The organism is Amycolatopsis sp. NBC_00348, assembly GCF_036114655.1.
Classification (GTDB): domain Bacteria; phylum Actinomycetota; class Actinomycetes; order Mycobacteriales; family Pseudonocardiaceae; genus Amycolatopsis.
The window spans coordinates 10,669,368-10,688,528 of record NZ_CP107994.1; the positions used below are offsets into that span (position 1 = coordinate 10,669,368).

General features: G+C 70.4%; 28 protein-coding genes. 3 read left to right on the forward strand and 25 right to left on the reverse strand.

Annotation, left to right across the window (positions count from 1 at the left end):
* Window positions 1–2 precede the first annotated feature (2 nt).
* The 22 genes from OHS58_RS48405 to OHS58_RS48510 all read right to left on the reverse strand — a co-directional run bounded on the left by OHS58_RS48405 (window position 3) and on the right by OHS58_RS48510 (window position 14,341).
* A complete protein-coding gene (locus OHS58_RS48405) occupies window positions 3–788 on the reverse strand; it encodes a hypothetical protein (RefSeq protein WP_328646724.1) in 786 nt (261 codons plus the stop codon).
* A 22-nt stretch (window positions 789–810) separates the two neighbouring features.
* Entirely contained in the window at window positions 811–1,698 is an 888-nt protein-coding gene (locus OHS58_RS48410; protein WP_328646725.1) for a bifunctional DNA primase/polymerase, read from the reverse strand.
* A gap of 44 nt (window positions 1,699–1,742) precedes the next feature.
* Window positions 1,743–2,036, reverse strand: coding sequence for a hypothetical protein (locus OHS58_RS48415; RefSeq protein WP_328614519.1), 294 nt, complete (start codon window positions 2,034–2,036; stop codon window positions 1,743–1,745).
* Between the two features lie 25 nt (window positions 2,037–2,061).
* Complete coding sequence (locus OHS58_RS48420; protein WP_328646726.1) at window positions 2,062–2,712, reverse strand: hypothetical protein; 651 nt, start codon at window positions 2,710–2,712, stop codon at window positions 2,062–2,064.
* A gap of 44 nt (window positions 2,713–2,756) precedes the next feature.
* On the reverse strand, window positions 2,757–3,407 hold the full coding sequence (locus OHS58_RS48425) for an HNH endonuclease family protein (protein ID WP_328614521.1): 651 nt from the start codon (window positions 3,405–3,407) through the stop codon (window positions 2,757–2,759).
* Between the two features lie 100 nt (window positions 3,408–3,507).
* Window positions 3,508–3,882, reverse strand: a complete 375-nt coding sequence (locus OHS58_RS48430; RefSeq protein WP_328614522.1) for a hypothetical protein — start codon at window positions 3,880–3,882, stop codon at window positions 3,508–3,510.
* Between the two features lie 140 nt (window positions 3,883–4,022).
* Window positions 4,023–4,511 (reverse strand): hypothetical protein, encoded by a 489-nt coding sequence (locus OHS58_RS48435; protein ID WP_328614523.1) that lies wholly within the window; start codon window positions 4,509–4,511, stop codon window positions 4,023–4,025.
* A gap of 250 nt (window positions 4,512–4,761) precedes the next feature.
* Window positions 4,762–7,083: an FtsK/SpoIIIE domain-containing protein gene (locus tag OHS58_RS48440; protein WP_328614524.1), complete on the reverse strand. Its 2,322-nt coding sequence runs from the start codon at window positions 7,081–7,083 to the stop codon at window positions 4,762–4,764.
* A 117-nt stretch (window positions 7,084–7,200) separates the two neighbouring features.
* A complete protein-coding gene (locus OHS58_RS48445) occupies window positions 7,201–8,394 on the reverse strand; it encodes a conjugal transfer protein TraI (protein ID WP_328614525.1) in 1,194 nt (397 codons plus the stop codon).
* Window positions 8,391–8,699 (reverse strand): conjugal transfer protein TraH, encoded by a 309-nt coding sequence (locus OHS58_RS48450; RefSeq protein ID WP_328614526.1) that lies wholly within the window; start codon window positions 8,697–8,699, stop codon window positions 8,391–8,393. Before OHS58_RS48450 ends, OHS58_RS48445 begins: the two co-directional genes overlap by 4 nt.
* Window positions 8,696–9,001, reverse strand: coding sequence for a hypothetical protein (locus OHS58_RS48455; protein ID WP_328614527.1), 306 nt, complete (start codon window positions 8,999–9,001; stop codon window positions 8,696–8,698). The genes OHS58_RS48450 and OHS58_RS48455 overlap by 4 nt, the downstream gene beginning before the upstream one ends.
* A complete protein-coding gene (locus OHS58_RS48460) occupies window positions 8,994–9,371 on the reverse strand; it encodes a hypothetical protein (RefSeq protein WP_328614528.1) in 378 nt (125 codons plus the stop codon). Before OHS58_RS48460 ends, OHS58_RS48455 begins: the two co-directional genes overlap by 8 nt.
* Complete coding sequence (locus OHS58_RS48465) at window positions 9,368–9,526, reverse strand: hypothetical protein (protein WP_328614529.1); 159 nt, start codon at window positions 9,524–9,526, stop codon at window positions 9,368–9,370. Before OHS58_RS48465 ends, OHS58_RS48460 begins: the two co-directional genes overlap by 4 nt.
* A gap of 2 nt (window positions 9,527–9,528) precedes the next feature.
* On the reverse strand, window positions 9,529–9,774 hold the full coding sequence (locus OHS58_RS48470; protein ID WP_328614530.1) for a hypothetical protein: 246 nt from the start codon (window positions 9,772–9,774) through the stop codon (window positions 9,529–9,531).
* Between the two features lie 72 nt (window positions 9,775–9,846).
* Complete coding sequence (locus tag OHS58_RS48475; RefSeq protein WP_328646727.1) at window positions 9,847–10,647, reverse strand: hypothetical protein; 801 nt, start codon at window positions 10,645–10,647, stop codon at window positions 9,847–9,849.
* A 65-nt stretch (window positions 10,648–10,712) separates the two neighbouring features.
* Window positions 10,713–11,336, reverse strand: coding sequence for a hypothetical protein (locus OHS58_RS48480; protein ID WP_328614532.1), 624 nt, complete (start codon window positions 11,334–11,336; stop codon window positions 10,713–10,715).
* Window positions 11,337–11,367: 31 nt separating this feature from the next.
* Entirely contained in the window at window positions 11,368–11,769 is a 402-nt protein-coding gene (locus OHS58_RS48485) for an SsgA family sporulation/cell division regulator (protein WP_328614533.1), read from the reverse strand.
* On the reverse strand, window positions 11,766–12,302 hold the full coding sequence (locus OHS58_RS48490; protein ID WP_328614534.1) for an NUDIX hydrolase: 537 nt from the start codon (window positions 12,300–12,302) through the stop codon (window positions 11,766–11,768). Before OHS58_RS48490 ends, OHS58_RS48485 begins: the two co-directional genes overlap by 4 nt.
* Before the next feature lie 209 nt (window positions 12,303–12,511).
* Window positions 12,512–13,207, reverse strand: coding sequence for a hypothetical protein (locus tag OHS58_RS48495; RefSeq protein WP_328614535.1), 696 nt, complete (start codon window positions 13,205–13,207; stop codon window positions 12,512–12,514).
* A gap of 102 nt (window positions 13,208–13,309) precedes the next feature.
* Window positions 13,310–13,546: a hypothetical protein gene (locus OHS58_RS48500; protein ID WP_328614536.1), complete on the reverse strand. Its 237-nt coding sequence runs from the start codon at window positions 13,544–13,546 to the stop codon at window positions 13,310–13,312.
* Entirely contained in the window at window positions 13,543–14,040 is a 498-nt protein-coding gene (locus tag OHS58_RS48505) for a hypothetical protein (protein WP_328614537.1), read from the reverse strand. The genes OHS58_RS48500 and OHS58_RS48505 overlap by 4 nt, the downstream gene beginning before the upstream one ends.
* Before the next feature lies 1 nt (window position 14,041).
* Window positions 14,042–14,341, reverse strand: coding sequence for a hypothetical protein (locus tag OHS58_RS48510; RefSeq protein WP_328614538.1), 300 nt, complete (start codon window positions 14,339–14,341; stop codon window positions 14,042–14,044).
* A 113-nt stretch (window positions 14,342–14,454) separates the two neighbouring features.
* On the opposite strand from OHS58_RS48510, the gene OHS58_RS48515 reads away from it, so the two are divergent.
* The gene (locus OHS58_RS48515; RefSeq protein ID WP_328614539.1) at window positions 14,455–14,802 is read left to right on the forward strand and encodes a GntR family transcriptional regulator; all 348 of its coding nucleotides are present in this window, start codon (window positions 14,455–14,457) and stop codon (window positions 14,800–14,802) included.
* Here the strand turns inward: OHS58_RS48515 and OHS58_RS48520 are convergent.
* Complete coding sequence (locus tag OHS58_RS48520; RefSeq protein ID WP_328614540.1) at window positions 14,799–15,077, reverse strand: hypothetical protein; 279 nt, start codon at window positions 15,075–15,077, stop codon at window positions 14,799–14,801. The two genes, OHS58_RS48515 and OHS58_RS48520, sit on opposite strands and share 4 nt — an antisense overlap.
* Window positions 15,078–15,142: 65 nt before the next feature.
* Between OHS58_RS48520 and OHS58_RS48525 the strand changes: the two genes are divergently transcribed.
* Entirely contained in the window at window positions 15,143–16,558 is a 1,416-nt protein-coding gene (locus OHS58_RS48525) for an XRE family transcriptional regulator (protein ID WP_328614541.1), read from the forward strand.
* Here the strand turns inward: OHS58_RS48525 and OHS58_RS48530 are convergent.
* Window positions 16,518–17,408, reverse strand: coding sequence for an aminoglycoside phosphotransferase family protein (locus OHS58_RS48530; RefSeq protein WP_328614542.1), 891 nt, complete (start codon window positions 17,406–17,408; stop codon window positions 16,518–16,520). The genes OHS58_RS48525 and OHS58_RS48530 overlap by 41 nt on opposite strands.
* Before the next feature lie 56 nt (window positions 17,409–17,464).
* Entirely contained in the window at window positions 17,465–18,091 is a 627-nt protein-coding gene (locus tag OHS58_RS48535; protein WP_328646728.1) for an N-acetyltransferase, read from the reverse strand.
* A gap of 49 nt (window positions 18,092–18,140) precedes the next feature.
* Here OHS58_RS48535 and OHS58_RS48540 point away from each other — a divergent pair, with 49 nt between their 5' ends.
* A complete protein-coding gene (locus OHS58_RS48540; protein WP_328614544.1) occupies window positions 18,141–19,070 on the forward strand; it encodes a hypothetical protein in 930 nt (309 codons plus the stop codon).
* Window positions 19,071–19,161: the final 91 nt, after the last annotated feature.

A 19,161-nucleotide genomic window follows, 5' to 3' on the forward strand; every position in this document is an offset into this window, starting at 1 on the left:
GGTCAGTGGTGGTCGCGGGTGCAGCCGGGACAGGTCCAGTGGTGGCGGTCGTGGGCGAGCCAGCCGTCTTCGGCCGCGACCTTGCTCAGCTCGGTGCGGGTGTCGACGGCGGTCCCGTCGTGCTCGCCGACGGTGTCGGCGTACCAGGCGTGCCCGTCGGTGCAGCCGTGCGCGGCGCACTGCAGTGCCCAGCCCGGCGAGGTCTGGTCCCGGCGGATCACCGCGTCGGGGTTCATCCAGTCGTACGGCGGGTCGGGCCAGGTGCAGACCATCCCGGCCACCGCCTCCACCGACTGCCACGCCTCGTACGACGCCTCGGTCGGGTTCCCGGTGACCCACACCCGCCACCGCGGCGGAACCTGCACCCACGACGTCCGGGCGAACACCAGCGGGCGGCGGTCGAGCTGCGCGTGCTCCATCGCGATCCGCAGCTGGTATCCCACGCGGCGGGTCGTGTCGTCGGCGCGGATCTGCTCGTAGGGGCGGGTCCAGTCGACGGCCGCGCCGCGCAGCCACACCGCGGCCTCGCGGGTGTAGGGCAGCGACGCCGGAACGGTCAGCGACAGCCCCGAACCGGTGTGGGTCAGCGTCCACCGGCCGGTGTAGCGCAGCGGCCTGCCCGACACGGCAGGGGTCAGGGCCAGCCCGGGCACGATGGTGGCTTCGCCGGTCATCGGCACGGAGCCGTCGGAGAACGCGAGCGACCCGGCGGTCAGCGCGGTCGCGGCGTCCGGCATCGGGTCGGGGTTGGGGTGTGCGTCGTGGTGGCGGTCGAGGGTGGCGGTCATGGCACTCGATTCCTTCCTGCGGTCAGGCGGCCCGGCGGGTGCCGGATCGCGGCTTGGCGCGGCGCGGGTTGTCCGCACCTGCTCGCATCGCGGTGTCGATCACCCCGTCGTCCTTGACCCACGAGTCGGGGGTGTTCCAGGTGGCGACCGCGGCCCGCAGTTCGGTGCGGGCGTAGGTCTCGTCCAGCAGCCCGGCGCCGACCAGCTGGCCCAGCGCGTAGGCGGCGGTCGAGAGAACCCGGTTGCGGGTCCCTGATCGCGCCGACACGACGCGGTCGACCTCGCCGCGCACCGCCGCTGAGATGTAGGCGTCCGGGGCGGCTACGGCCTTCTCACGTCGCCCTGACACGGCCGTGGGCGCACGTTCGACGTTGGCCTGGACCAACCACGCCGCCAGCTGCGTCGGGTCGGTGTCGTCGAACAGCTCGTACGCGCCGTCGGCGCGCACCGACCCCGGCGCGAGGGCGTAGCCGCCCCAGCCGCGGGTGTCGACGTGACCCGCGATGTGCTTGACCGTGGACGCCAGCCGGCACCCCGGCGGCGTCTGGAACCACAGTTGCCGGCCGGTGCTCGGAGTCGTCGTGGTCCAGGTGTCGGGCAGCGGGCCGCCCCGGCGGGCAGCCAGCTCCTGCAGCTCGGCCCAGCCGTCGGGACCGGCGGGTTCGTCGGGCTTGCGGACGTCGCAGTCGACGACGTGCAGCCCGGACTTACCGGGGAACACCGCGACGTTGTACGGCGCGCGCGACCACACCCGGGCGATCACCTCCGGGTCGGTGGTGGCCAGCGACTCCGGCGTGACGTGCCCCGCGGCGCACGGGCCCCGGCCGGCGCAGTTGTCCTTGGTGTGCCAGGCGGGCGGCCACTTGCGGCCGGGCATGATCGGGAACACCGCCCACCCTCTGCCAGCCATCTCCAGGGCCACCGCCTCCAATCGGGCGCGTTGCGCCTCACTCGTCATGCGCCGATCTCCTTTCGCCAGTCGGGCCGGGGATCCCAGGCCGCGACGTCGTGCAGGTGCGCCCCGAACGCCCGCGCCAGCCGCCCGGCCAGCCGGTCCACATCCGACGGCGGTTGACCCCCCGCGCGCAGCAGCGCCACAAGCGCGGGATAGGTGGCCGAGGCGTAGAACTCCTGGCGGTTCCACGCCCCGGCGACCGCGCGCCCGGCGCGGCGGGCTGTGGTGGCGTCGGTGTTGTCGTGCTCGGTCAGCCACGCGGTGATCTCGGCCGCGCGGTACTTCTCCGCCATCGCCGGTCACCGCCTGGATGCGGGGTTAGGAGAGGTGGGCGGTGTGCTCGATGGGCTGGCGCAGCACATAGGTGCGGTCGTGGGCCAGGTCGGCCACGATCAGCCGCATCTGCCCGAACGAGAACGCGACGTCCGCCACCGCGTCGAGGTCGGCCGCCGCGACGCTGAGCAGGGTGGCGGGTTCGTCGTGGGTGCGGACGCCGTGGCCGAGGTGGCGGGCGGAGAACAGCCAGCCGGAACGCAGCTGGTACTCGGTGACGCCGTGGTGGGCGAGCCCGTCGTGCACGTCCAGGACGCTGTAGGAGGTGGCGCCGCGGAAGTAGCGCTCCCGCAACCCCATCAGCACGATCACCCCGGCCGCGGTGCCGTCGACTCCGACGGCTGCGCCGGCGGCGGTGCCGAAGCCCATGCGGTATTCCCAGCCGTGCGCGTCGGCCAGGGCGCGGGCGGCGTCGGCGCAGTCGGCGGTGGCCGGGGTGCCGTGGGTGATGCTCGGGTCCCGGGTGAGGATCACCTCGTTGACGCCCTCGCGGTCGTCGTCGACCAGCGCCGACACCGGGACTTGCGCCGTGGCGGCGTTGGTGAGTGCGTCCGCCACGGAGTCGTGCGTCGTGCCGTGCGGCGGCTGCAGCGCGGCGAACCACAGACCGGGCGCGGACGCGACTTCGGTGTACATGCGGGGATTCATCGGGCCGCCCTTTCAGGACAGAATCGGGGTGGTCAGCAGCGGTTGAGCACGGACGTGATGGCGGCGCGTTCGGCCCGGTCGAGCGTCATGCCGTAGCGGTGTTTCACCGTGACCCAGCGGGCGACGTATCCGCAGTGGTCGAGGGCGGGCAGCCAGCGGGCGGGGTCCTGGTCGCCCTTGCTGCGGTTGGACGTCGCGGTGACCGCGACCAGCACGGCCGGGTCGTTGGCGTAGCGCTCCCGCTGCGCCCGGGACCAGCCGCGGGTGCCGGACCGCGCGGCCTCGGCCAGCGGCACCGCGTGGTCGATGTCCAGCACGCCCGGCGTCGTGACCGTGACCCCGTCGTACGGGGACACCCACGTGCCGCCCGTGATCCGGCAGCCCGCGCCGGTGGTGACGCCTGCGCCTTGGGTGCGCAGCGCGTTCTCCCGGGCGTCGCAGCCACCGCCGACCTGGTCCCAGTGCGGCCAGTCGGCGCGGCGGTAGTGGTTGCCGGTGTCCTCGGCCGCCACCCGCAGCGCGGCCAGGTCGCGGCGCGCCACGCCGACGTCGGCCCGCGTCGCCGGATGGTCGCCGACGGCGGCGACCGTGGTCCCGCCGCCGACAGTCGCGCCGTGGCATCCGGCCGGGGTCGCGGCGACGGCGGCGGTGAGGACGAGCGCGGCGACCGCGCGGTTGATCATCACTTGGTTCCAGCTTTCTGCGCGGCTTCGCGCTGCCTGCGCTGGGCTTCTTCCTGCTGGCGCTGCAGTTCGTCGTGCCAGGCGCCGGAGTCGTTGGAGGTCATGCCGCCACCGCCATCGCGGGCACCGTGGCGCGGGTGCCGGTGATGGTCCGGGCGAGCGCCTGGTCCTCGGCTCGCCAGATGACGACCGGGAACGCGCCGTCCTCGGTCGGCCCGGCCGGGCGGGTCACCGAGTGGCCGGGGGCTGCAGGGTGGGTGTAGGCGAACCAGCGCAGCCGGAACGTGCGCGCGTCGTGCCGGGTCGGGACCAGCCCGCCGGGGGCGGCGTCGCGGATCATGTCGAGCGCGGCGGCCGGGCGGGTGATGCCGACCGCGAGGATCGCGCCGTCCAGCGCGGTCAGCACTGCCGGGCTGTGCACCCGCAGGCACGCGTACAGGTCGGTGGTCGAGAGGTCGGGCGGAGACAGGAACATGGCGAAGCTCCTTTGTGGTCGGTCGGGGTAGTGGGCGTCGCCGGACCGGCAGGGCATGACAAGCGCCGGCCACCGGTCCGGCGGCCGTTTCGGGTACTGCAGTTGCTGGGTCCTCGCCGGGCGTCGGCCGGCGGGCGGGGCTAGTTGAAGTGGCTGCCCGGCAAGGTGCCGGTGCGCAGCAGGTGGCCGACGTAGCGCTCGATGCGCGACCAGTTGGCCCGCACCAGCTTCTGCGCTTCGCGCTCGTACCAGCCGCCGCTGCGCGAGCCGTGGCGGCGCATCCGGCGGAACTCGGCCCAGTCCGCGCGCGCACCGTTGCGGGCCCAGGACTGCGCTGCGGAGCGAGACATGCCGTGGTGGCGGTGGGCCCACTCGGCTCCGGCCGCCCACCCGGCCAGCGTCATCACCAGAGCGCCATCGACGGCGGACCGGTCGGTGGTGTCGATCTCGGCGTGCACGACCTGTCCGCCAGTGCGGGTCAGGCGCACCTGTTGCACGGTGATCCCGGCGGCGGCGCAGCCGATCGCGTGACCGACCTCGTGCGCGGCCACCGCGCGCATCGCCTCGGTCTCCCGCCGCTCGCGTTCGGCGCGGCGCTCGCGGGTGTCGGGCGAGCTGAACAAACCCATGACAACCTCCAGGGTTGTAACCGTGTGTGACATATCTGCTGTGCGGCGAGCAGCGCGAAGCCAAGGGCGTGGCAAGTGCGCGGCCGAGGGTGTCGGTCGCCGGGAAGTGCATATGCACTTCCCGGCGCACTTGCCCGACGCCCTGGGCTTGACCTGCGAATTCAACGCGTGAAGGGCATGAAGTGCGCGAAGTGCGTCGGCTTGCGGCAGCCGCGAAAACGGCTGTTTTTCGCCTGAAGGCGGGTGTGGGTTACGCGCCCTCGGTGGTGCCGCGGTCGGCGACGGCGTCGGCCACGTATCGAGCACTGACAGTGACGATCCCGTCCTTGCGGCGGACCGGGCAGCCCTCGTTTTCCAGCAGTTCCTTCACGGCCTTGCCGGTCAGGTCGGCGTAGGCCGTGTAGCCCGGAGCGAGCTTGCGCAGCAAAGCCGCGACATCGGTGGCCTTGAGGTCGCGGCCGGCCAGAACCTCGGCCACGTCGTCGAGCACATCCCGAACCTCAGGAGCGGCTTCGACCTGCGGTTTTCCGGCCGTTGCGCCGCCGCGGATGGCGACGGCGCGTTCAATCACCTTGGCGGCGTCGTCACCGTCGATGAAGTGCGTGCGCACGGTCATCGACGACTGGCCGGCCGGGAGCGGAACCCCTTCCCCGGACACCACCAACGTGCCTTTGTCCAGGCCAGAGCGCAGTTCGTGCGGCGCCGCGCCCCCGTCGACCGCCTTGTCCCCGACCGCCATCCGCGACTGCGACTCGGTACCCAGCGCCAGTGCGGCCCGGATGTGGGCGCCTTCGCGGACCAGCTTCGGCAGGTTCTGGTCGGTCGGGTCCTGGGTTCCCTGCCACAGCACCACATTCACCGCCCGGCCCTGATTCTGGATCTTGCGGGCGGCCATGAAGTACCGGGACTCGTTGGTCTGCCCGCCGTAGGGCTTCTTCGTGTCGTCCTTGGCCGGGTTCATGAAAGCGTTCTGCGCCTCGTCGACCAGGATCACGATCGGTTCGAACGGGCCGCCGCGCTTGGCCAGCTCGCGGGGGACGCCGTTGCGGTACTTGTCGCCGTCGAAGGCCAGCAGCCGCTTCTCCATCTCCTCGACACCCCATTCCAGCAGCTCAGTGGCCCGAATGCAGTGGGAATCGGTGGGGCCTTCGATCAGGGTTTCGGCGACCGGCTTGAACATTCGCCAGTCGCCGATGCCCTTGAGGTCGGCGATGTGCAGCTGCACTGACGGGTCCAGGACCAGCCACAACGCCAAAGCGCGCAGCGACGCCGTCTTGCCCTGCTTGGACAGGCCGGTCATCAGCAGGTGGCACTGCAGCAGGAACATCAGCACCGCGTCCCCGCGCAGGTCTACGCCCCACGGGGCCCGGCCGTTGTAGAGGTCGGCGGCGGTGGTCGGGTCCGTGACCAGCGGCGACGGCCCGATCGGCTTGTCCAGCTCACCGGAGTCCGCGGCCCAGACCCGGATCGTGCGCGGGGACGGCGGGGTGGACAGGAACACCTCGTGCTCGTGGCGGCCCATGTTCTCCGCCAGCTTCCGGCGCTTGCGCTTGACCTCCTCGGTGTCCACACCGGACGGGAGATGGACGTCGAACTCCACCCCGCAGCCGGCCAGCCGGATCGGACCGAGCATCGCGGCGCCGCCGTCCTCCATCAGCTCGATCTTGCGGCGCAGCTCGGAAATCCGCAGGTCACGCAAGGCGGTGACGACAATCGACGGGGTGATGATGACGTCGTCGACCAGCCGCGCCGAGGCCGGGCGGAACAGCTGCGGGACCGCCTGCGAGGTCCGGCCGAGGTTCCACAGCCAGGTCAGCACGCCCGCGGTCCCGGCGACGGCGAGGAACACGCCGTAGGTGACCAGGAACCACACGCAGAACGCGATCGCGTCGATCACCCCGATCAGCGGGTCCAGCACCCCGCCCTTGCCCCCGATCCACAGGATCATCCCCAGGACCAGCAGCAGCACCGCCACCGACACGGTGGTCAGGGCGACGGCCTTGGCCAGCTGCCACGGGGAGCGGATCCAGTCCATCGACCGGTCGTGGCGACGTTGCTTCTCGGCCACGTCGCGGGCCTCCCACTCGGCCAGCTTCTCGTGGTCCCCGGCGATCTCCGCCGCGCGCATCATCCGCTCGTAGCGGCTGGACCCGTGCGTGTCGCGCCACCGCTTGCACGCCGCCGCGGCCCCGAGCGTCGGGTAGACCAGCACGTTGCGGCCGACGAACTTGAGGGTGGACACGGTCCGGTCGTGGGTGACCGCGGTTTTCGCGGTCGTGCCGACCCACATCATCTGTTTGCGGTACTCGGCCAGGCGCCAGTCCCGCTGCGCTTTCTGGTCGGTGTAGAGGCGCCATTCCTCGTCGGAGACGATCACGCCTTCGACGACGTGGGGGCCGGACTCGACCGCGTCCGGTCCGGTGGACTGGTGCTGGTCGGGGCGGGAACGCAGCGGGTGGACGGTGGCCAGTTCCCCCGCCGACCCGGCGGACTCGACACGGGCGGACTCGCTGGACTCGGGGCGGGTGCCGGGGGCGGTGGTCGTGTGGTCGTCGTGGTCGGTGGGGTTCATCGTGGTGATGCCCTTTCGTGCGTGGACTGGCGCAGCACGCGGGCAGGACCGAACCCACCGACATACCCGGGTCTCCGGGGCAAGGTGGGTCCGACCCTGCCCGGGATGCGGGTGGGTCTAGTCGCGCCCGCCGCTCTGGCGGTCGCCGATGTACTGGTCGCGCAACTTCGTGGCCGGGCCCTTGCCGCACTTGAGGGTGCGGCGGATGGACTCGGCATTGGTCGGGTCGAACCCGGCGGGCCGGTTCTGGACCGCCGCAGTGAACTCCTCGCGCAGCTGCTCGGCGCTGCGTCGCTTGGGCTCCGGGATCGTCGTGCGCGCCGACCGGCGGACCGGAGGCGTCCGGCGGGCCGGGGCCGGCCGGGTACCCGCGGCCGTCGCGGTGGTGCTCGCCGATGCCACGTCGGCCACGGCCGAGGTGGTCGTGGCGGTGACCGGTTCAGGCGATGCGGACGCCACCGCGGGCTGGCTACGATCCCGGCCGGCGGCCCCGGCCCGGTCCTCCCCCCTCGCCGCGGCCGGGGCCGCCGCCGCAGTGGCGCCGGGCAGGGCGAGCCCGGCGAACGCGGACAGCAGCCGCGGCAGGCACCGCACGACCGCGACGGCGACGACCGGGCCGAGCAGGTGCAGCACCAGGCTCGACACCGTGAAGTCGGCAGCGACGCCGGGCAGGTGCGGCCAGGCGTTCATCCCCAGCGTCAGGCCGAGGAACACCCACTCCGTGCGGTCGACCGCCTTGTCGTGCAGCGGCTGGCCGCGGGTGGTCAGATACGCCCGGCCGGCCACCACCATCAGCAGCGCCAGCGAGCAGAACGGCTCGGCCAGCCACGCGAACCACCACCGCGGGCTGCCCGCCGGGGCGCCCTCGGCCGCGAACGCCTGCACCCCGGCCGTCGACCAGCCCAGCGCCAGCGTCAACGACACCAGCGCCACCCCCAGCACCAGCCGCCGCACCCGGGCGTCGCGGTAGGCCAGCACCCGCGGGTCGCGGTCGAGGCGCCACAGCGCGGCGGCCTGCTCGACCGCCTTGCGTCGCGAGCGGACCTTGTCGGTGGTGACCTCGAACGGCGCGGTGTCGGTCTCCAAGACCATCAGGCGGTGCGCCTCGGCGTGCTCGGCCACCCGGCGCCGCACCCGTCGGGTCATGCCCTCCCCCTCGTCCGGCTCCGGGCCGTCCTCGAGTTCGTCGTTCTCCCCCGCCGGCACGTGGGCCGGGGTCGGGGCGGTGGTGGCGAGGTGGTGTTCCAGGGCGGCCAGCCCGCGGGAGAACTCCCCGCCGTCGTCGTCGTGGTCGCTGGTGGTGGTGCTCATGCCTTGGCCTCCTTCCGGTTGGTGTCCTGCGGCACGCCCGTCTCGGGGGCGGTGGCGGTGCTCAGCTGGCGCGCGGGCGGCGGCGTGGTCACCACGGCCTGCCGGGCGGTGCGGGTGGTGCGGTGCAGCCGGATTTCGTTGGCCGCCCACAGCGCAGCCGCCAGGCCGGAGATCAGGTCGAACCACGGCCACCACACCGCCCCGGCGACCAGCGGCACGCCGACCCCGGCCAGCTCGACCGCGTGGCTTCCCGCCCACGCCACGGCCGTTTCCTGACGGGTCCGGCAGCGTTCGTCTCGGCTCATCCCCGCGGCACCTCCCTGGTCTCGGTGATCGAGCCGTCAGGCAGCTCGACGGTGAACGTCGTCCGGCCCGTGGTGATCGCCATCAGGTCGAGCGCGCCCGCACCGACCGAGGGCAGCAGCACGCCGGCCAGCGCGGCCAGCCACCACTGCGGGGTCCAGGTCCCGAACCCGATCCGGTTGGCCAGCAGCAGCAGGCCGATCCAGACGAGTCCGGCGATCACGTCGGACAGCGCGCTGCGCAGATGCTCGTTGCGGGCGTGGCGGATGGCGACGCGGGCGGCGGGGTGGTTGATGTCAGGCATGTGCGTGCTCCCAGTGCGTGCGGGGTCCCGGCGGGCCGTGGCCGGCCATCGGGCTGGTGGTGGGTTCGAAGTGGTGCGCGTCGTAGTCGTGGGCGTTGTGGGCGTCGAAGTAGTGGTTCACCCGCCCCGTCGGCGGGGTCAGCACCGCGGTGGTGGCGTAGCGGTCGGCGCGGGCCATGGCCCAGGTCAGGATCCGCACCACCAGCACCAGCGCAGCTCGGGTCAGGTGCAACCCGAGCCACAACGCGAGGGCGGCGAAGACCTTGCACAGCGCCCAGGTGCCGTTGCGCTCGACCAGGCGGCGCAGCAGCAGCACCGTTTCCGCCGCGGTGTCCGGGATCGGGTTCGGGTTGTCCGATGTGGGTGTCACGGCTGCACCTCGCGGGCCTGCGCGGCGCCCTCGCGCCAGTAGCGGCTGACGGTGCGGTAGTGGCCGGCCGCGTGCGGGAATTCCGTGGCCATCTCGGCGGCGCGGTCGGCCCAGTCGTCCATGGTCTCGGCCGGGGTCCGGTTGTCGTCGGTCATGCTCAGCACTCCTCACTGGCCGGGTCGACGCCCGGCCGGTCGGCGGCCGTCTCCGGGACGGCCGTGGCGGTGTCGGTGGTGTAGAGAAACCGCCACACGGCTTGCTGCAGCTCCACGAAGTCGTCCCCCGACGTGATCTTCGGGTAGCCGTGGCGGTGCAGGACGTCGGCGAGGTCGAGGACCAGACCGAAGGTGAACCGGGCGTCCTCGGCAGGGGCAGGAATCGGGTAGCGGCGGTCGTGGCTCATCGCGCGGGTGTCCTTTCCCGACAGTGGCGTGTGACGGCGGGTGGATTGGCGGGCGGCGTGGCCGTCGGCTCGCTAGACCTGCCGCATCTTGGCGGCGGCGTCCTCAAGGGCTTTTTGCACGGTCACGAGCAACCTGGTCAGGTCGGCGATGCCGCTGCGGGCGTTCTGGATCGCGCCCCCGACGGCCTGCGCGGACTCACCTTCGGAAAGCGCCGTCGCCGCCTGCTGCGCGAGCAAGCCCAGCTCGGTGTCCGCGTGAGTCAGGCCGCTGGCGGCGCCCTGGATGTGCTCGCCGTGGCTCATCTCTTCGAGCTGACCGGCGAGCTCGGCGTTGGTTGCCATGGGTGTTCCTCCTGTGGTCGGCGTGGACGGTGCGGGTTGCGGCGGTTGAGCTTCAGGGCGGATGCGGTCGCGGTAGCCGCTGCGGGCGAGGATCAGCCGGGCGAAGTGCAGCAGCACCGACTGGCGGGCGTGGTTGTCGAATTCCTTTTCCCACCAACGGGTATCGCCGCGGGTGTCCTCGCCGGCCTGCAGGATGTCGGCGGCGAAGTCCGAGCCGCGTACGGTGCGCATCCGGATGTCGGCGACGTCGTCGCGGGCCAGATACAGCCCGCGCACCTGCTCGACGCTGCGGTGGCCGAAGATGTCGAGGATCTTGCCCGCCGGCGTCATGACGGCGACGTGGCAGGGCACGAAGGCGCCGTCACCGGGACTGCGGCGCCTGATGTCGACGAGATCCCAGCCGGTCATCGAATGCACGGCCCCGGCCAGGAACCAGCAGAACCCGTTGCCGAAGAACTCGACGGCGTCGGCATCGATCGTCCCGGCCGTGAGGGTGAAGTGCCTGCGGCCGCTCGTGGCGGCCCTGGCCATGCTCACCTCGCGCTGTCCGGCGAAGTCCTGCCGCAGATCCGTCCGGGGCAAGGACTCCACCGGGCTCACGGGGCCGGGAAGGCGGGAGCGCGGTTACCGAACACCGCGGCGACGCGCAGCCCGGCCGCGATGTCGTCGGCCAGCTCGACCGCGCGGGCCGGGTAGCCGTGCGCGGCCAGGTGCCGGCCCAGCGCGTCGACCACGGCGGCGCGCTCGGCCGGGGCCGGGTAGTGCGGGTAGTGGTTCATCAGGTCGGCGACGTAGCCGGTTTCCAGCTCGAACCCGCCCGGCCGGTAGGGCTGGCGGGAGGCGATGGCCTCTTCGGCGGTGGCGATCATCCCGGCGACCTCGCCGGCCAGCTGGTGCGCGGACACCCCGTCCTGCCAGCGCTGCGGCTGGGTCGGGTGCACCGCGGGGAACAGCGCCGCGAGGTGGTTTTCCTCGGCCGCCAGCACATACAGCAGCCGCATCCGATCATCGGGGCACTGCGCCTCGGGCAGCAGCCGCACCAGCCGCCGGGTGCTCTGCCCGGCCTGGTGGTAGGCGCCGCTGGCGATCTGGTTGGCCATCCGGACCGTTGTCGTGGTCACCGACAGCGTGGCGTTGAAGGACGTCCAGTCGTAGGGCTCGTCATCCGTGACGGCGACGGTGGCCGGGCTCGTGGTCGCGGTCGTGGTCGTGAGGGACATCGGCAAGCACTTCCCTTACAGGGGGCGGGTTTCAGGCGGCGGCGCCGGTCGCGTCGTCGTCGGCCAGACGGGTCCACTCGTGGTCCCAGTCGATGCCCTCGGCCTCCCGGCCGTCCGGGATCAGGGCGTAGGAGGCCTCCAGCAGCGAGGCCACGGTGTCGCGGGCCACCGGCAGTCGAACCGCGCCCGACGGCGAACTCAGCAGCACGTTCAGCAGGCCCGCGCTGCCGCCGGTGTCGGGCATGACCTGCACGTCACCGTCCCCGGCGGGTTCGGTCAGCCCGACACGGAGCAGATCGCGGGCGAAGATCCACCGCTGCCCGTCCAGGTGCAGGGTGACCGCCCACGGGTCGGCGGTGCGGTACTCCCAGCAGCCTTCGAGCGTCGCCCGGCCGTAAAGCCACACAGAGAACGGAAACCGGATCTGTGTCACGACTCCTCCCACAAGCCCAGCTCGGTTCCGAGGGTGCGGCGCAGGTCGAACAGGACGATCGCGGCGGAGAGGATGCGGTCGTGGTCGAACGCGAACCCGCCCGCGCGGGCCACGCGCACCGCGACCCGCAGTGGCATCCAGTCCGCCGCCGCCGCGTCGTCGGCGGCGACCGGGGTCGGTGCCTCGTCCGGCAGGAGGGCCGCGTAGGCGACCGTCACGTACCGGCCCCGGGCGGCGCGGCCGGGAGCGTCGAACACCCCGACCTGGTGCACCGCGGTACCGGCGGGCACGGTGACGCCGGTTTCCTCGGCCAGCTCCCGCACCGCCGCCTCCCGCGCGGTCTCGCCGGGGTCGACGTGCCCGCCGGGGAGGGCGAGTTTGCCCTTGTGCGGGTTCCCGCCGCGCTGGATCACCAGCACGTGCCACACCCCGCCGCGCAGGGCGAAGGTGACCATGTCCGCGGCGTAGAACACCGGGGCCCGGTCATCGAAGCGGGCGGCGATCTTCGCGGCGAGTGAGCCGATCAGCGACATGACGTGTCGTCCTTTCCGGACAGTCGAGGTGGGCAGACGGGGGTGCGGTCACCGGTTGGGCTGGTTGGCCTCGCGGCGCGCCTTCTCGATGGCTTCCTGCTGGCGCTGCAGCTCGCGGTGCCAGGCGCCGGAGTCGTTCTGAGCCATGACGGGTCCTTTCTCGACGAAGGGAAGTGCTGGCAGATAGGGGGTTGCGGACCGGGGTGGGGTCAGGCGGCGAGAGTGACCGGCTGCGGACCGGTCACCAGGGCGGTGACGTAGGCGACGAACGAGCGGTCCGCGCACGGGTGGGCGGCGTCGGTCTGCGGGTCCCGCAGCGTGGTGCGCAGCCACAGCGTCAGCCGCGCCACCGACCAGCCCTGATGGCGGCGCTTGGCGATCGCGGCCACCAAGGCCTCCAGGAACACCGCCCGCACCCGGGGTGCCCGGACCGCGGCGCGGGCCACGATCGGGCTCAGCGGCGCCACGTTGGACAGCGGCGCCCGGGTCGGCGCCGGCACCCGCACCGTGGCCAGCTCGACCTGAGCGGCGGCCAGCAGCCGGACCTGGGACGCGACGTCGCGGTAGATCCCGGCGCGGGCCCGCATCACGGCGTCCGTGGTGCGGGTGGTGAGGGTGCGGGCGTTGGCGGCGAGCAGGCCGGCCAGCTGCTCGAACCGGCGTGCCACCGCCACCGCGGCTTCCCGCTCCGGCAGCGCCACGACCAGCGGGTTGCCTGCGGCCTGGTCCAGCTCGGCCTGCGCCAGCAGCTGCAGCTGGGCCGCGACGTCGCGGTAGACGGTGGCGCGGGTGGCCACCACGGTCTCCGGCAGCCCGGCGGTGGAGAGCAGGGTGGCGTTGCGGGTCAGGGTGTCCGCCAGGGTGCGGAACCGGTCGGCGATCGCGGCGTTCGGGGTGCGGGTCATGATCGGTCCTTTCGTGCAGGCCGAGGCGGGACCGGGCATGGCGGTCCCCTGGTGCGAATGCGGGAATTGCGAAGAAGTGGCGCGGAATTCGCGCGGGCCGGGTCAGGCGGCCGAGGTGGTGGTGCTGTTTTCGATCTCGTCGTGGGTGGCGTTGCGGGCGGCCAGGATGGCCCGGTCCATCCGCATCGCCTGCAGCCCGTGCGGGCCGTTGAACAGCTGTTTCAGGCTGCAGTGGGTCTGGTCCAGCCACTCCCACCGGTCCCACGGGGTCGCGGTCGCGGGCGGCATCGTGGCCAGCAGCCCGGACAGCGGGGCCGGGACGAACAGGCGGTCGGTCATGACGTCCTCCCGCAGCGCAGGGCGATCCAGGTGGTGACCAGCGACGCGGCCACGCCGATGGCGCGGTGCGCGGCCTGGTCCAGCTCGGTCAGCGCGGTCCCCGGCCCGGCGACGTCGATGACGCCGTCGCGGCGCTGCACCGTCGCGTGCTCGATGTAGCCCTGTTTCCCGGCCAGTCGGGCCATGGCCTTGAGCGGCTCGCGGCGGTCGATGACGTAGTGCGTCACCGCGTTGATCGCCGCGCCCGCCAGCACCGCCCGCAGCGGCGTCCGGAACCCCAGCACTCGCGTCACGGCGGTGGCGGCGGCGACCTGACCGGCGGTGTAGCTGGCCACGTGGCGGGCGCAGTGCTTTGCGCCTTCCCGGCCCGGCTTGCCCTTACCGGCCGCGTCCTCGTTGGACTGCAGCCACTGGTCACACACCGGGTGAATGTCGGCGAAGGTGGCCTGCAGCGCCGCGAACAGCGCGAGCCCCCGAACGGTCGAGTTCGTCATCTCAGGCCACCTCCCCCAGCGTCGCGACGTCGGCGGCCGGGCCGCGAAGCTCGATGACCGGCGCCAGCGCGGCGGGGGCGAACTCGGCCTGCTCGTAGGTGTCGTAGACGAACTCCGGCAGCTCGTGCGCCGGGACGTCCAGCTCGGCCAGCAGGTCCGCGACCCCGGCCAGCTCGTCCTCGACCCCCAGGGCTTCGGTCTCGTCCAGCTCGACCAGGTCGATCGCCAGCGCGTCGAATTCCAGGTCGTCTGCGGCGCCTTCGAGCTGGCGGCGGGTGGTGTTCGGTCGTGCGTTGCTCATCGGGTTGATCCTTTCGTTGCGAACGAGTCCAGACTAGTTCGGACTAGTTCAGTGATGGAATCGGCCAATCAGGTGAACTAGTTCGGAGAGGTTCAGTTCGGTAGGGTTGCGGGATGGAGAGTCAGCCAGAACGTGCAGGTCAAGCTGCATTCGAGCGGATCGCTGCGCAGATTCGCGAGGACATCAAGTCCGGGCAGCTGAGCCCAGGTAGTCAACTGCCGAATCAGCGTGAGGTCGCCTCACGATTCGACGTCGCTGTTGCCACGGCTCAGCGGGCCCTTGGGTATCTGCAGGAAGAAGGCTGGATTGTCGCCCGCGCCGGAGTCGGTCGCGTTGTTGCCGCAACGCCCGGTCGTGAGCCCTTGAGCTTGGAGCAGCTGTCGGAACAGGTTCGAGGCCTGCAGGCGGAAGTTGCTTCCCTGCGGCAGTCCGTTGACCAGTTGCAGGCCGGCCAGGCTTAGCCGTGGCCGAGGTCTCGGAAGAACTCGACGACGCTGTCAATCACGCCGCCGCTCTGATCCGTGGCGGAGTTGACTATCCCCGCCGCATCGTGCGGATGGTTGATCACCAGAGCGAGGATGGCCAGCGCGATCACTGCACCGACGATCTTCTTCAGGAGGCCGCCGCCAGCCTTCATGTTCGGGAGCATGTTCTTAGCCACTTGATCCTCCTGCGTTCTGGGCCTGTGTCGGCCGTTGATGTTGTTGACTTCATGAAACAGGCCGCTGAGCTGCACGAACAGGGCACACTAGGGGGCACACTCGTACACTGGGGCACAGTCGAACCGGGGGAGGTGGGGCAGTGAGTAACGATCAGCTGCGGAGGCTGCTGCTCCAGGCCGGCTACCTGCGTGACGACGGCTCAGTTGGCCTCAAGGTGTTCGCACGCGCCGTCGGGCAGCAGGCTGGGAGGACGTTCACGCACACATACGTGCGGCGCTGGCTTGACGGGATGGTTCCGCGCGACGCCAAAACGAGAGACGCCATAGTCTCCGCGCTCTCGCAGCGACTTGGTCGACAGGTCGGGGTAGGCGAAGTCGGTTTCGGCAAGGCGCAGAAGGTGCAAGCCGACCTTGGTCTGGACTACCCCGATACCTTGGCGGATAGCGTCAAAGCAGTCGCGCACCTGTGGCAGGCAGACGTAGACAGTATGGCGGCTGTCATTGACGCGCCGGCCAACTCGGCCGCCTGGAACGAAGCCGCCCTCTCATGGCTGGTGACGACACGCGACGACGTGCTGAGTGACACAGGCAAGCGGAAGGTTGGCGAGGCTGACATTCGAGGAATCCGCCGAACGACCGCCATGTTCGACGCGCTCGACGGCGAGCACGGCGGTGGTCATGCACGGCGAGCCCTGATCGAGTTTCTGCGCACAGACCTCGTCGGCGTTCTCGCGGGCGGCACGACGAATGAGCAGACCAAGCGAGAGTTATTCAAGGCGGCAACGCAGGCCACTTTGTTAGGTGCGTGGATGTCGTACGACGCCGGATTGCACGGCTTGGCTCAGCGCTACTTCATTCAGTCTTTGCGAATCTCGGAGAGCGCCGGCGATCGACTTCTTGGTGCCAGCATTTTGGATGCCATGAGTCATCAGGCAACTTTTTTGGGGCGATATAAAGAAGCCGCCAACCTGGCCAGATCTGCGCAGATGGGCACAACTCTCGCGGGCTCGCCCAGTGCCACTGCTCATTTTGCCGCAATGGAAGCTCGCGCCCTTTCGCGAATGGGAGACGTCGCCGGGTGCGACAGGGCGATGGCAGCCGCGGTGCGCGAATTCGAGCGTCGCGATCCTGACAATGATCCCGCAGATTGGTTTTCGTACTTCAATGAGGCGGAGCTGGCCGCAGAACTCGGCCATTGCAACCGCGACCTCGGTCGCGCGAACGACGGCGTCGCCTACGCCTCGCAGTCCCTTGGTCCGACGTCTAGTGGTTACGTCCGAAGCGACTTCTTCGCAACGATGGTTCTAGCCGATTCTCATCTCGACGGCGGCGACGTCGCCCAAGCGTGCGACGTTGCACTCAGGGCCATTAACATCGGAGAGAGCCTGAAATCTGCTCGATGTGGCGCGTACGTCGAGGAGTTCCGTACGCGCCTCACCAAGGTTGGCAAAAGTGTCGAATCCAGAGATTTTGTCGAGCGCGTGTCAACGGCAAAGCTCTGGACATCTCAGGACGCTAAAATGGTGCCCAATTACGCCGATCTCCGCCTGTCCTGATCGCCTCAACCCGCTTTTCTACTTCAGTGGCAGCCTTCGTTGATTCTTTCGCAGCAAGCCATAGAGTCATCGAAATCTCTCGATAGCTGGCTAACGTCTCGTAACCTTGCCATTTCATGATGTCAAAGCCGTAGATGTCGACAAATGTCCTATATTCCTCGGTCGTGTGCCAGCCGAAGCGCTCGTAGAACAGGGCTGTTTGCACCAGGTCCCACTCTCGGTGACCTATCCCAAAGCTGTCCAGGTCGATCAGGCATGGGCTGCCATCGCGTGCCAGAATCACGTTACCCACGTTAGCGTCGCCGTGAATCACGCCTGCTGGTAATTCAAATTCTAAGTCTGCATAGGTGTCTTTTAGTTCGTCAATGCGATTTCGCAGGAAATTGGCATCGTGGAATTCAAGGTTTTCCAGTGCGCCCATGTGGGACTCCAGTTCCCCGAAGGGATCCTTTGTCGGAAGCGATAGACCCTCGGGCGTTGGCAAGTCGTGAAGAGAGCGAATCAGTTCAGCCACTTGTCCAATGCTCGCATACTGCTCCTCTTCTGAGACGGACTCCCAGAAGGTTGCGGGATACCCCGATGCATCAACAGGCTGAGAAACGTCAAGAGCGCGATTGGCCGGGTAGTCGACGTCGGCCAACCATCGCGCAACTCCGACCTGGCGATTGGCGTCGCCAAATCCGCTCTGCTCGCGCGAAATCCGCAATATGATGCGGCCGTCAAGTCGAAATACGGCATTGGATCCAAGCCTGATCAGGTTGGCATTCGTACTATCTATGCCAACCTTCTGGCAGGCCACAATGGCGACCTCGGGTGCTGACTCCTCCGTCAAACTCTTCGCTTGACTCACTCGTCGCCCTCCTTGGTGTTCAGGGTCGGTTGCAACACTAGTCGGCCGTAACGGCCCTAAAACCAGTCGCCGTTGGCTTCGCGCATGTGGCTGCAGTAGTGCGGTTCTCCGAGGTGCAACTGCTCGATGGGGGCCTGGGTGGCCCAGAACGCTCGCGCCTGCGGGCTGGGATCGAGCTCGACCGTGGACCAGTGATAGCCGGGGCCGCGTGCCATGGCGGCGTCCAGCATCACCGTGCCGAACCCGCGCCGGAGGTACGCGACGTCCACTCGTATCCGACGGACAACGCCGCGGTGGTCGACACCGCACAGCTGCAGGTCGACGTCGGCGATCGCGGCATCTCGGACCCGGAGCTCCAGTCGCCCGATCCCGGCGCGAGCCTCCGGCCGGCGAGCCACCAGCAGGACCGGCCAGACACGGGCCCGCTCGGCAGCGTGCTCGGCCGGCGTGGGCTGCCCGTGCTCGATCACCAGCCATCGCGCACGGGGTAGGTGCAGCTCCCGGCAGAGGTTGCACGTCCAGGTCGAGGTGCGCAGGTCATGGTGGTAGCCACCGTTCACTCCGGCCTGTTCGAGGTCGTGGCCGTTGAGGCACCGAGCATGACGGCGAGCTGAACGGACCGGCAGATCCTCCTGCTCGGGGATGTTCGCGGCCCCCCTCAATGACCCTGGAATATCGCTCACGTGTTCGAGCGTAGTGGCATAACTGCTGTTCACGCGGCACTCTGGGCTGATGGGTGGAGGAACGATCTTCGACAGGTTGGCCGCCTCCGGCCAGCGAACGGCGGCACGGCAGACGGCCCGAGCAGAGCGCCGGGCCGCGATCGAGCGGGCGGTGCGGGTGCCCGCGCTGGTCGGTGCGGCTGTGCTCGCGCTGGTGGCGTGGTGGCTGTCCGGGTGGCAGATGTGGCCGTGGACGGGCGCTGTCGTGGCGCTGGCGGTGCTGGCGCTGCTCGGGGTCCGGCAGCGTCTTGGCGTGGCGTCTACGGCCACGGTGGCGCTGCTGGTGACCGACGTGTGGCTGCTGGCCTACGTCGACCCGTGGTGGTGGGCGCTGCTGGTGGGCCTGGCGGTGACCGGCGCGGGCGTGGTCGCCGCGGTGCGGCTGCGGTTCCGGGTGCGGCGTCGCGAGACGATCAGCGCGCTCGCCGCCGGCGGGGCGTTGCTGGTCGCCAGCGTCATTGGGCTCGTCGTGGACGCCGCGCAGCAGGCCGAGGACGCGCAGCGCGTGCTGGATCAGGGGCATGAGGAGGCGGTGGCGCGGATCCTGCCTCGCACGCCGGCCAGCATGGTGGCCTTCCTGGTTGAGCGCATCGCGTGGCCGGACCGGCCCTATGCGGTCACTAACGTGTGCTGGATGTTCACGCCGGAGGCGCAGCGCCAGCTCGCTGACGCTCACCACGTCCCGGACTGCCAGGCCGCGATCCGGGCCTTGGCCGGCCAGGTCACCGACCCGGCGGACTACGTCAACAACTTGTGGCTCCCCGGCCAGGCCAGCCAGCCCGGGCCCGGCGGGACGCTCCTGGTCGACGCCTGTCACCTCGACTTCTCCAGGCTTACCGACGACACACCGAACGCCTCACCCGGACCGCAGATCGGGCACCTGACCCTCACGCAGCAGCTTGGCGAAGGCCACCGGATCACGGCCTACCGTCCGTGCTGAACGTGCAAGACTCTGGCGCAAGCGGAGTGCCATGTTGTAACGGTCGGATCACTGACGCCGACCCAATGCGGGAGACTCTTCGCAAGGTACC

What these genes read in the sequence shown, in the direction of transcription:
- OHS58_RS48405 (WP_328646724.1), bottom strand. Translation starts at nt 788, where the DNA reads ATGACCGCCACCCTCGACCGCCACCACGACGCACACCCCAACCCCGAC.
- OHS58_RS48410 (WP_328646725.1), bottom strand. Translation starts at nt 1,698, where the DNA reads ATGGCTGGCAGAGGGTGGGCGGTGTTCCCGATCATGCCCGGCCGCAAG.
- OHS58_RS48415 (WP_328614519.1), bottom strand. Translation starts at nt 2,036, where the DNA reads ATGGCGGAGAAGTACCGCGCGGCCGAGATCACCGCGTGGCTGACCGAG.
- OHS58_RS48420 (WP_328646726.1), bottom strand. Translation starts at nt 2,712, where the DNA reads ATGTACACCGAAGTCGCGTCCGCGCCCGGTCTGTGGTTCGCCGCGCTG.
- OHS58_RS48425 (WP_328614521.1), bottom strand. Translation starts at nt 3,407, where the DNA reads ATGATCAACCGCGCGGTCGCCGCGCTCGTCCTCACCGCCGCCGTCGCC.
- OHS58_RS48430 (WP_328614522.1), bottom strand. Translation starts at nt 3,882, where the DNA reads ATGTTCCTGTCTCCGCCCGACCTCTCGACCACCGACCTGTACGCGTGC.
- OHS58_RS48435 (WP_328614523.1), bottom strand. Translation starts at nt 4,511, where the DNA reads ATGGGTTTGTTCAGCTCGCCCGACACCCGCGAGCGCCGCGCCGAACGC.
- OHS58_RS48440 (WP_328614524.1), bottom strand. Translation starts at nt 7,083, where the DNA reads ATGAACCCCACCGACCACGACGACCACACGACCACCGCCCCCGGCACC.
- OHS58_RS48445 (WP_328614525.1), bottom strand. Translation starts at nt 8,394, where the DNA reads ATGAGCACCACCACCAGCGACCACGACGACGACGGCGGGGAGTTCTCC.
- OHS58_RS48450 (WP_328614526.1), bottom strand. Translation starts at nt 8,699, where the DNA reads ATGAGCCGAGACGAACGCTGCCGGACCCGTCAGGAAACGGCCGTGGCG.
- OHS58_RS48455 (WP_328614527.1), bottom strand. Translation starts at nt 9,001, where the DNA reads ATGCCTGACATCAACCACCCCGCCGCCCGCGTCGCCATCCGCCACGCC.
- OHS58_RS48465 (WP_328614529.1), bottom strand. Translation starts at nt 9,526, where the DNA reads ATGACCGACGACAACCGGACCCCGGCCGAGACCATGGACGACTGGGCC.
- OHS58_RS48470 (WP_328614530.1), bottom strand. Translation starts at nt 9,774, where the DNA reads ATGAGCCACGACCGCCGCTACCCGATTCCTGCCCCTGCCGAGGACGCC.
- OHS58_RS48475 (WP_328646727.1), bottom strand. Translation starts at nt 10,647, where the DNA reads ATGGCCAGGGCCGCCACGAGCGGCCGCAGGCACTTCACCCTCACGGCC.
- OHS58_RS48480 (WP_328614532.1), bottom strand. Translation starts at nt 11,336, where the DNA reads ATGTCCCTCACGACCACGACCGCGACCACGAGCCCGGCCACCGTCGCC.
- OHS58_RS48490 (WP_328614534.1), bottom strand. Translation starts at nt 12,302, where the DNA reads ATGTCGCTGATCGGCTCACTCGCCGCGAAGATCGCCGCCCGCTTCGAT.
- OHS58_RS48495 (WP_328614535.1), bottom strand. Translation starts at nt 13,207, where the DNA reads ATGACCCGCACCCCGAACGCCGCGATCGCCGACCGGTTCCGCACCCTG.
- OHS58_RS48500 (WP_328614536.1), bottom strand. Translation starts at nt 13,546, where the DNA reads ATGACCGACCGCCTGTTCGTCCCGGCCCCGCTGTCCGGGCTGCTGGCC.
- OHS58_RS48505 (WP_328614537.1), bottom strand. Translation starts at nt 14,040, where the DNA reads ATGACGAACTCGACCGTTCGGGGGCTCGCGCTGTTCGCGGCGCTGCAG.
- OHS58_RS48510 (WP_328614538.1), bottom strand. Translation starts at nt 14,341, where the DNA reads ATGAGCAACGCACGACCGAACACCACCCGCCGCCAGCTCGAAGGCGCC.
- OHS58_RS48515 (WP_328614539.1), top strand. Translation starts at nt 14,455, where the DNA reads ATGGAGAGTCAGCCAGAACGTGCAGGTCAAGCTGCATTCGAGCGGATC.
- OHS58_RS48540 (WP_328614544.1), top strand. Translation starts at nt 18,141, where the DNA reads ATGGGTGGAGGAACGATCTTCGACAGGTTGGCCGCCTCCGGCCAGCGA.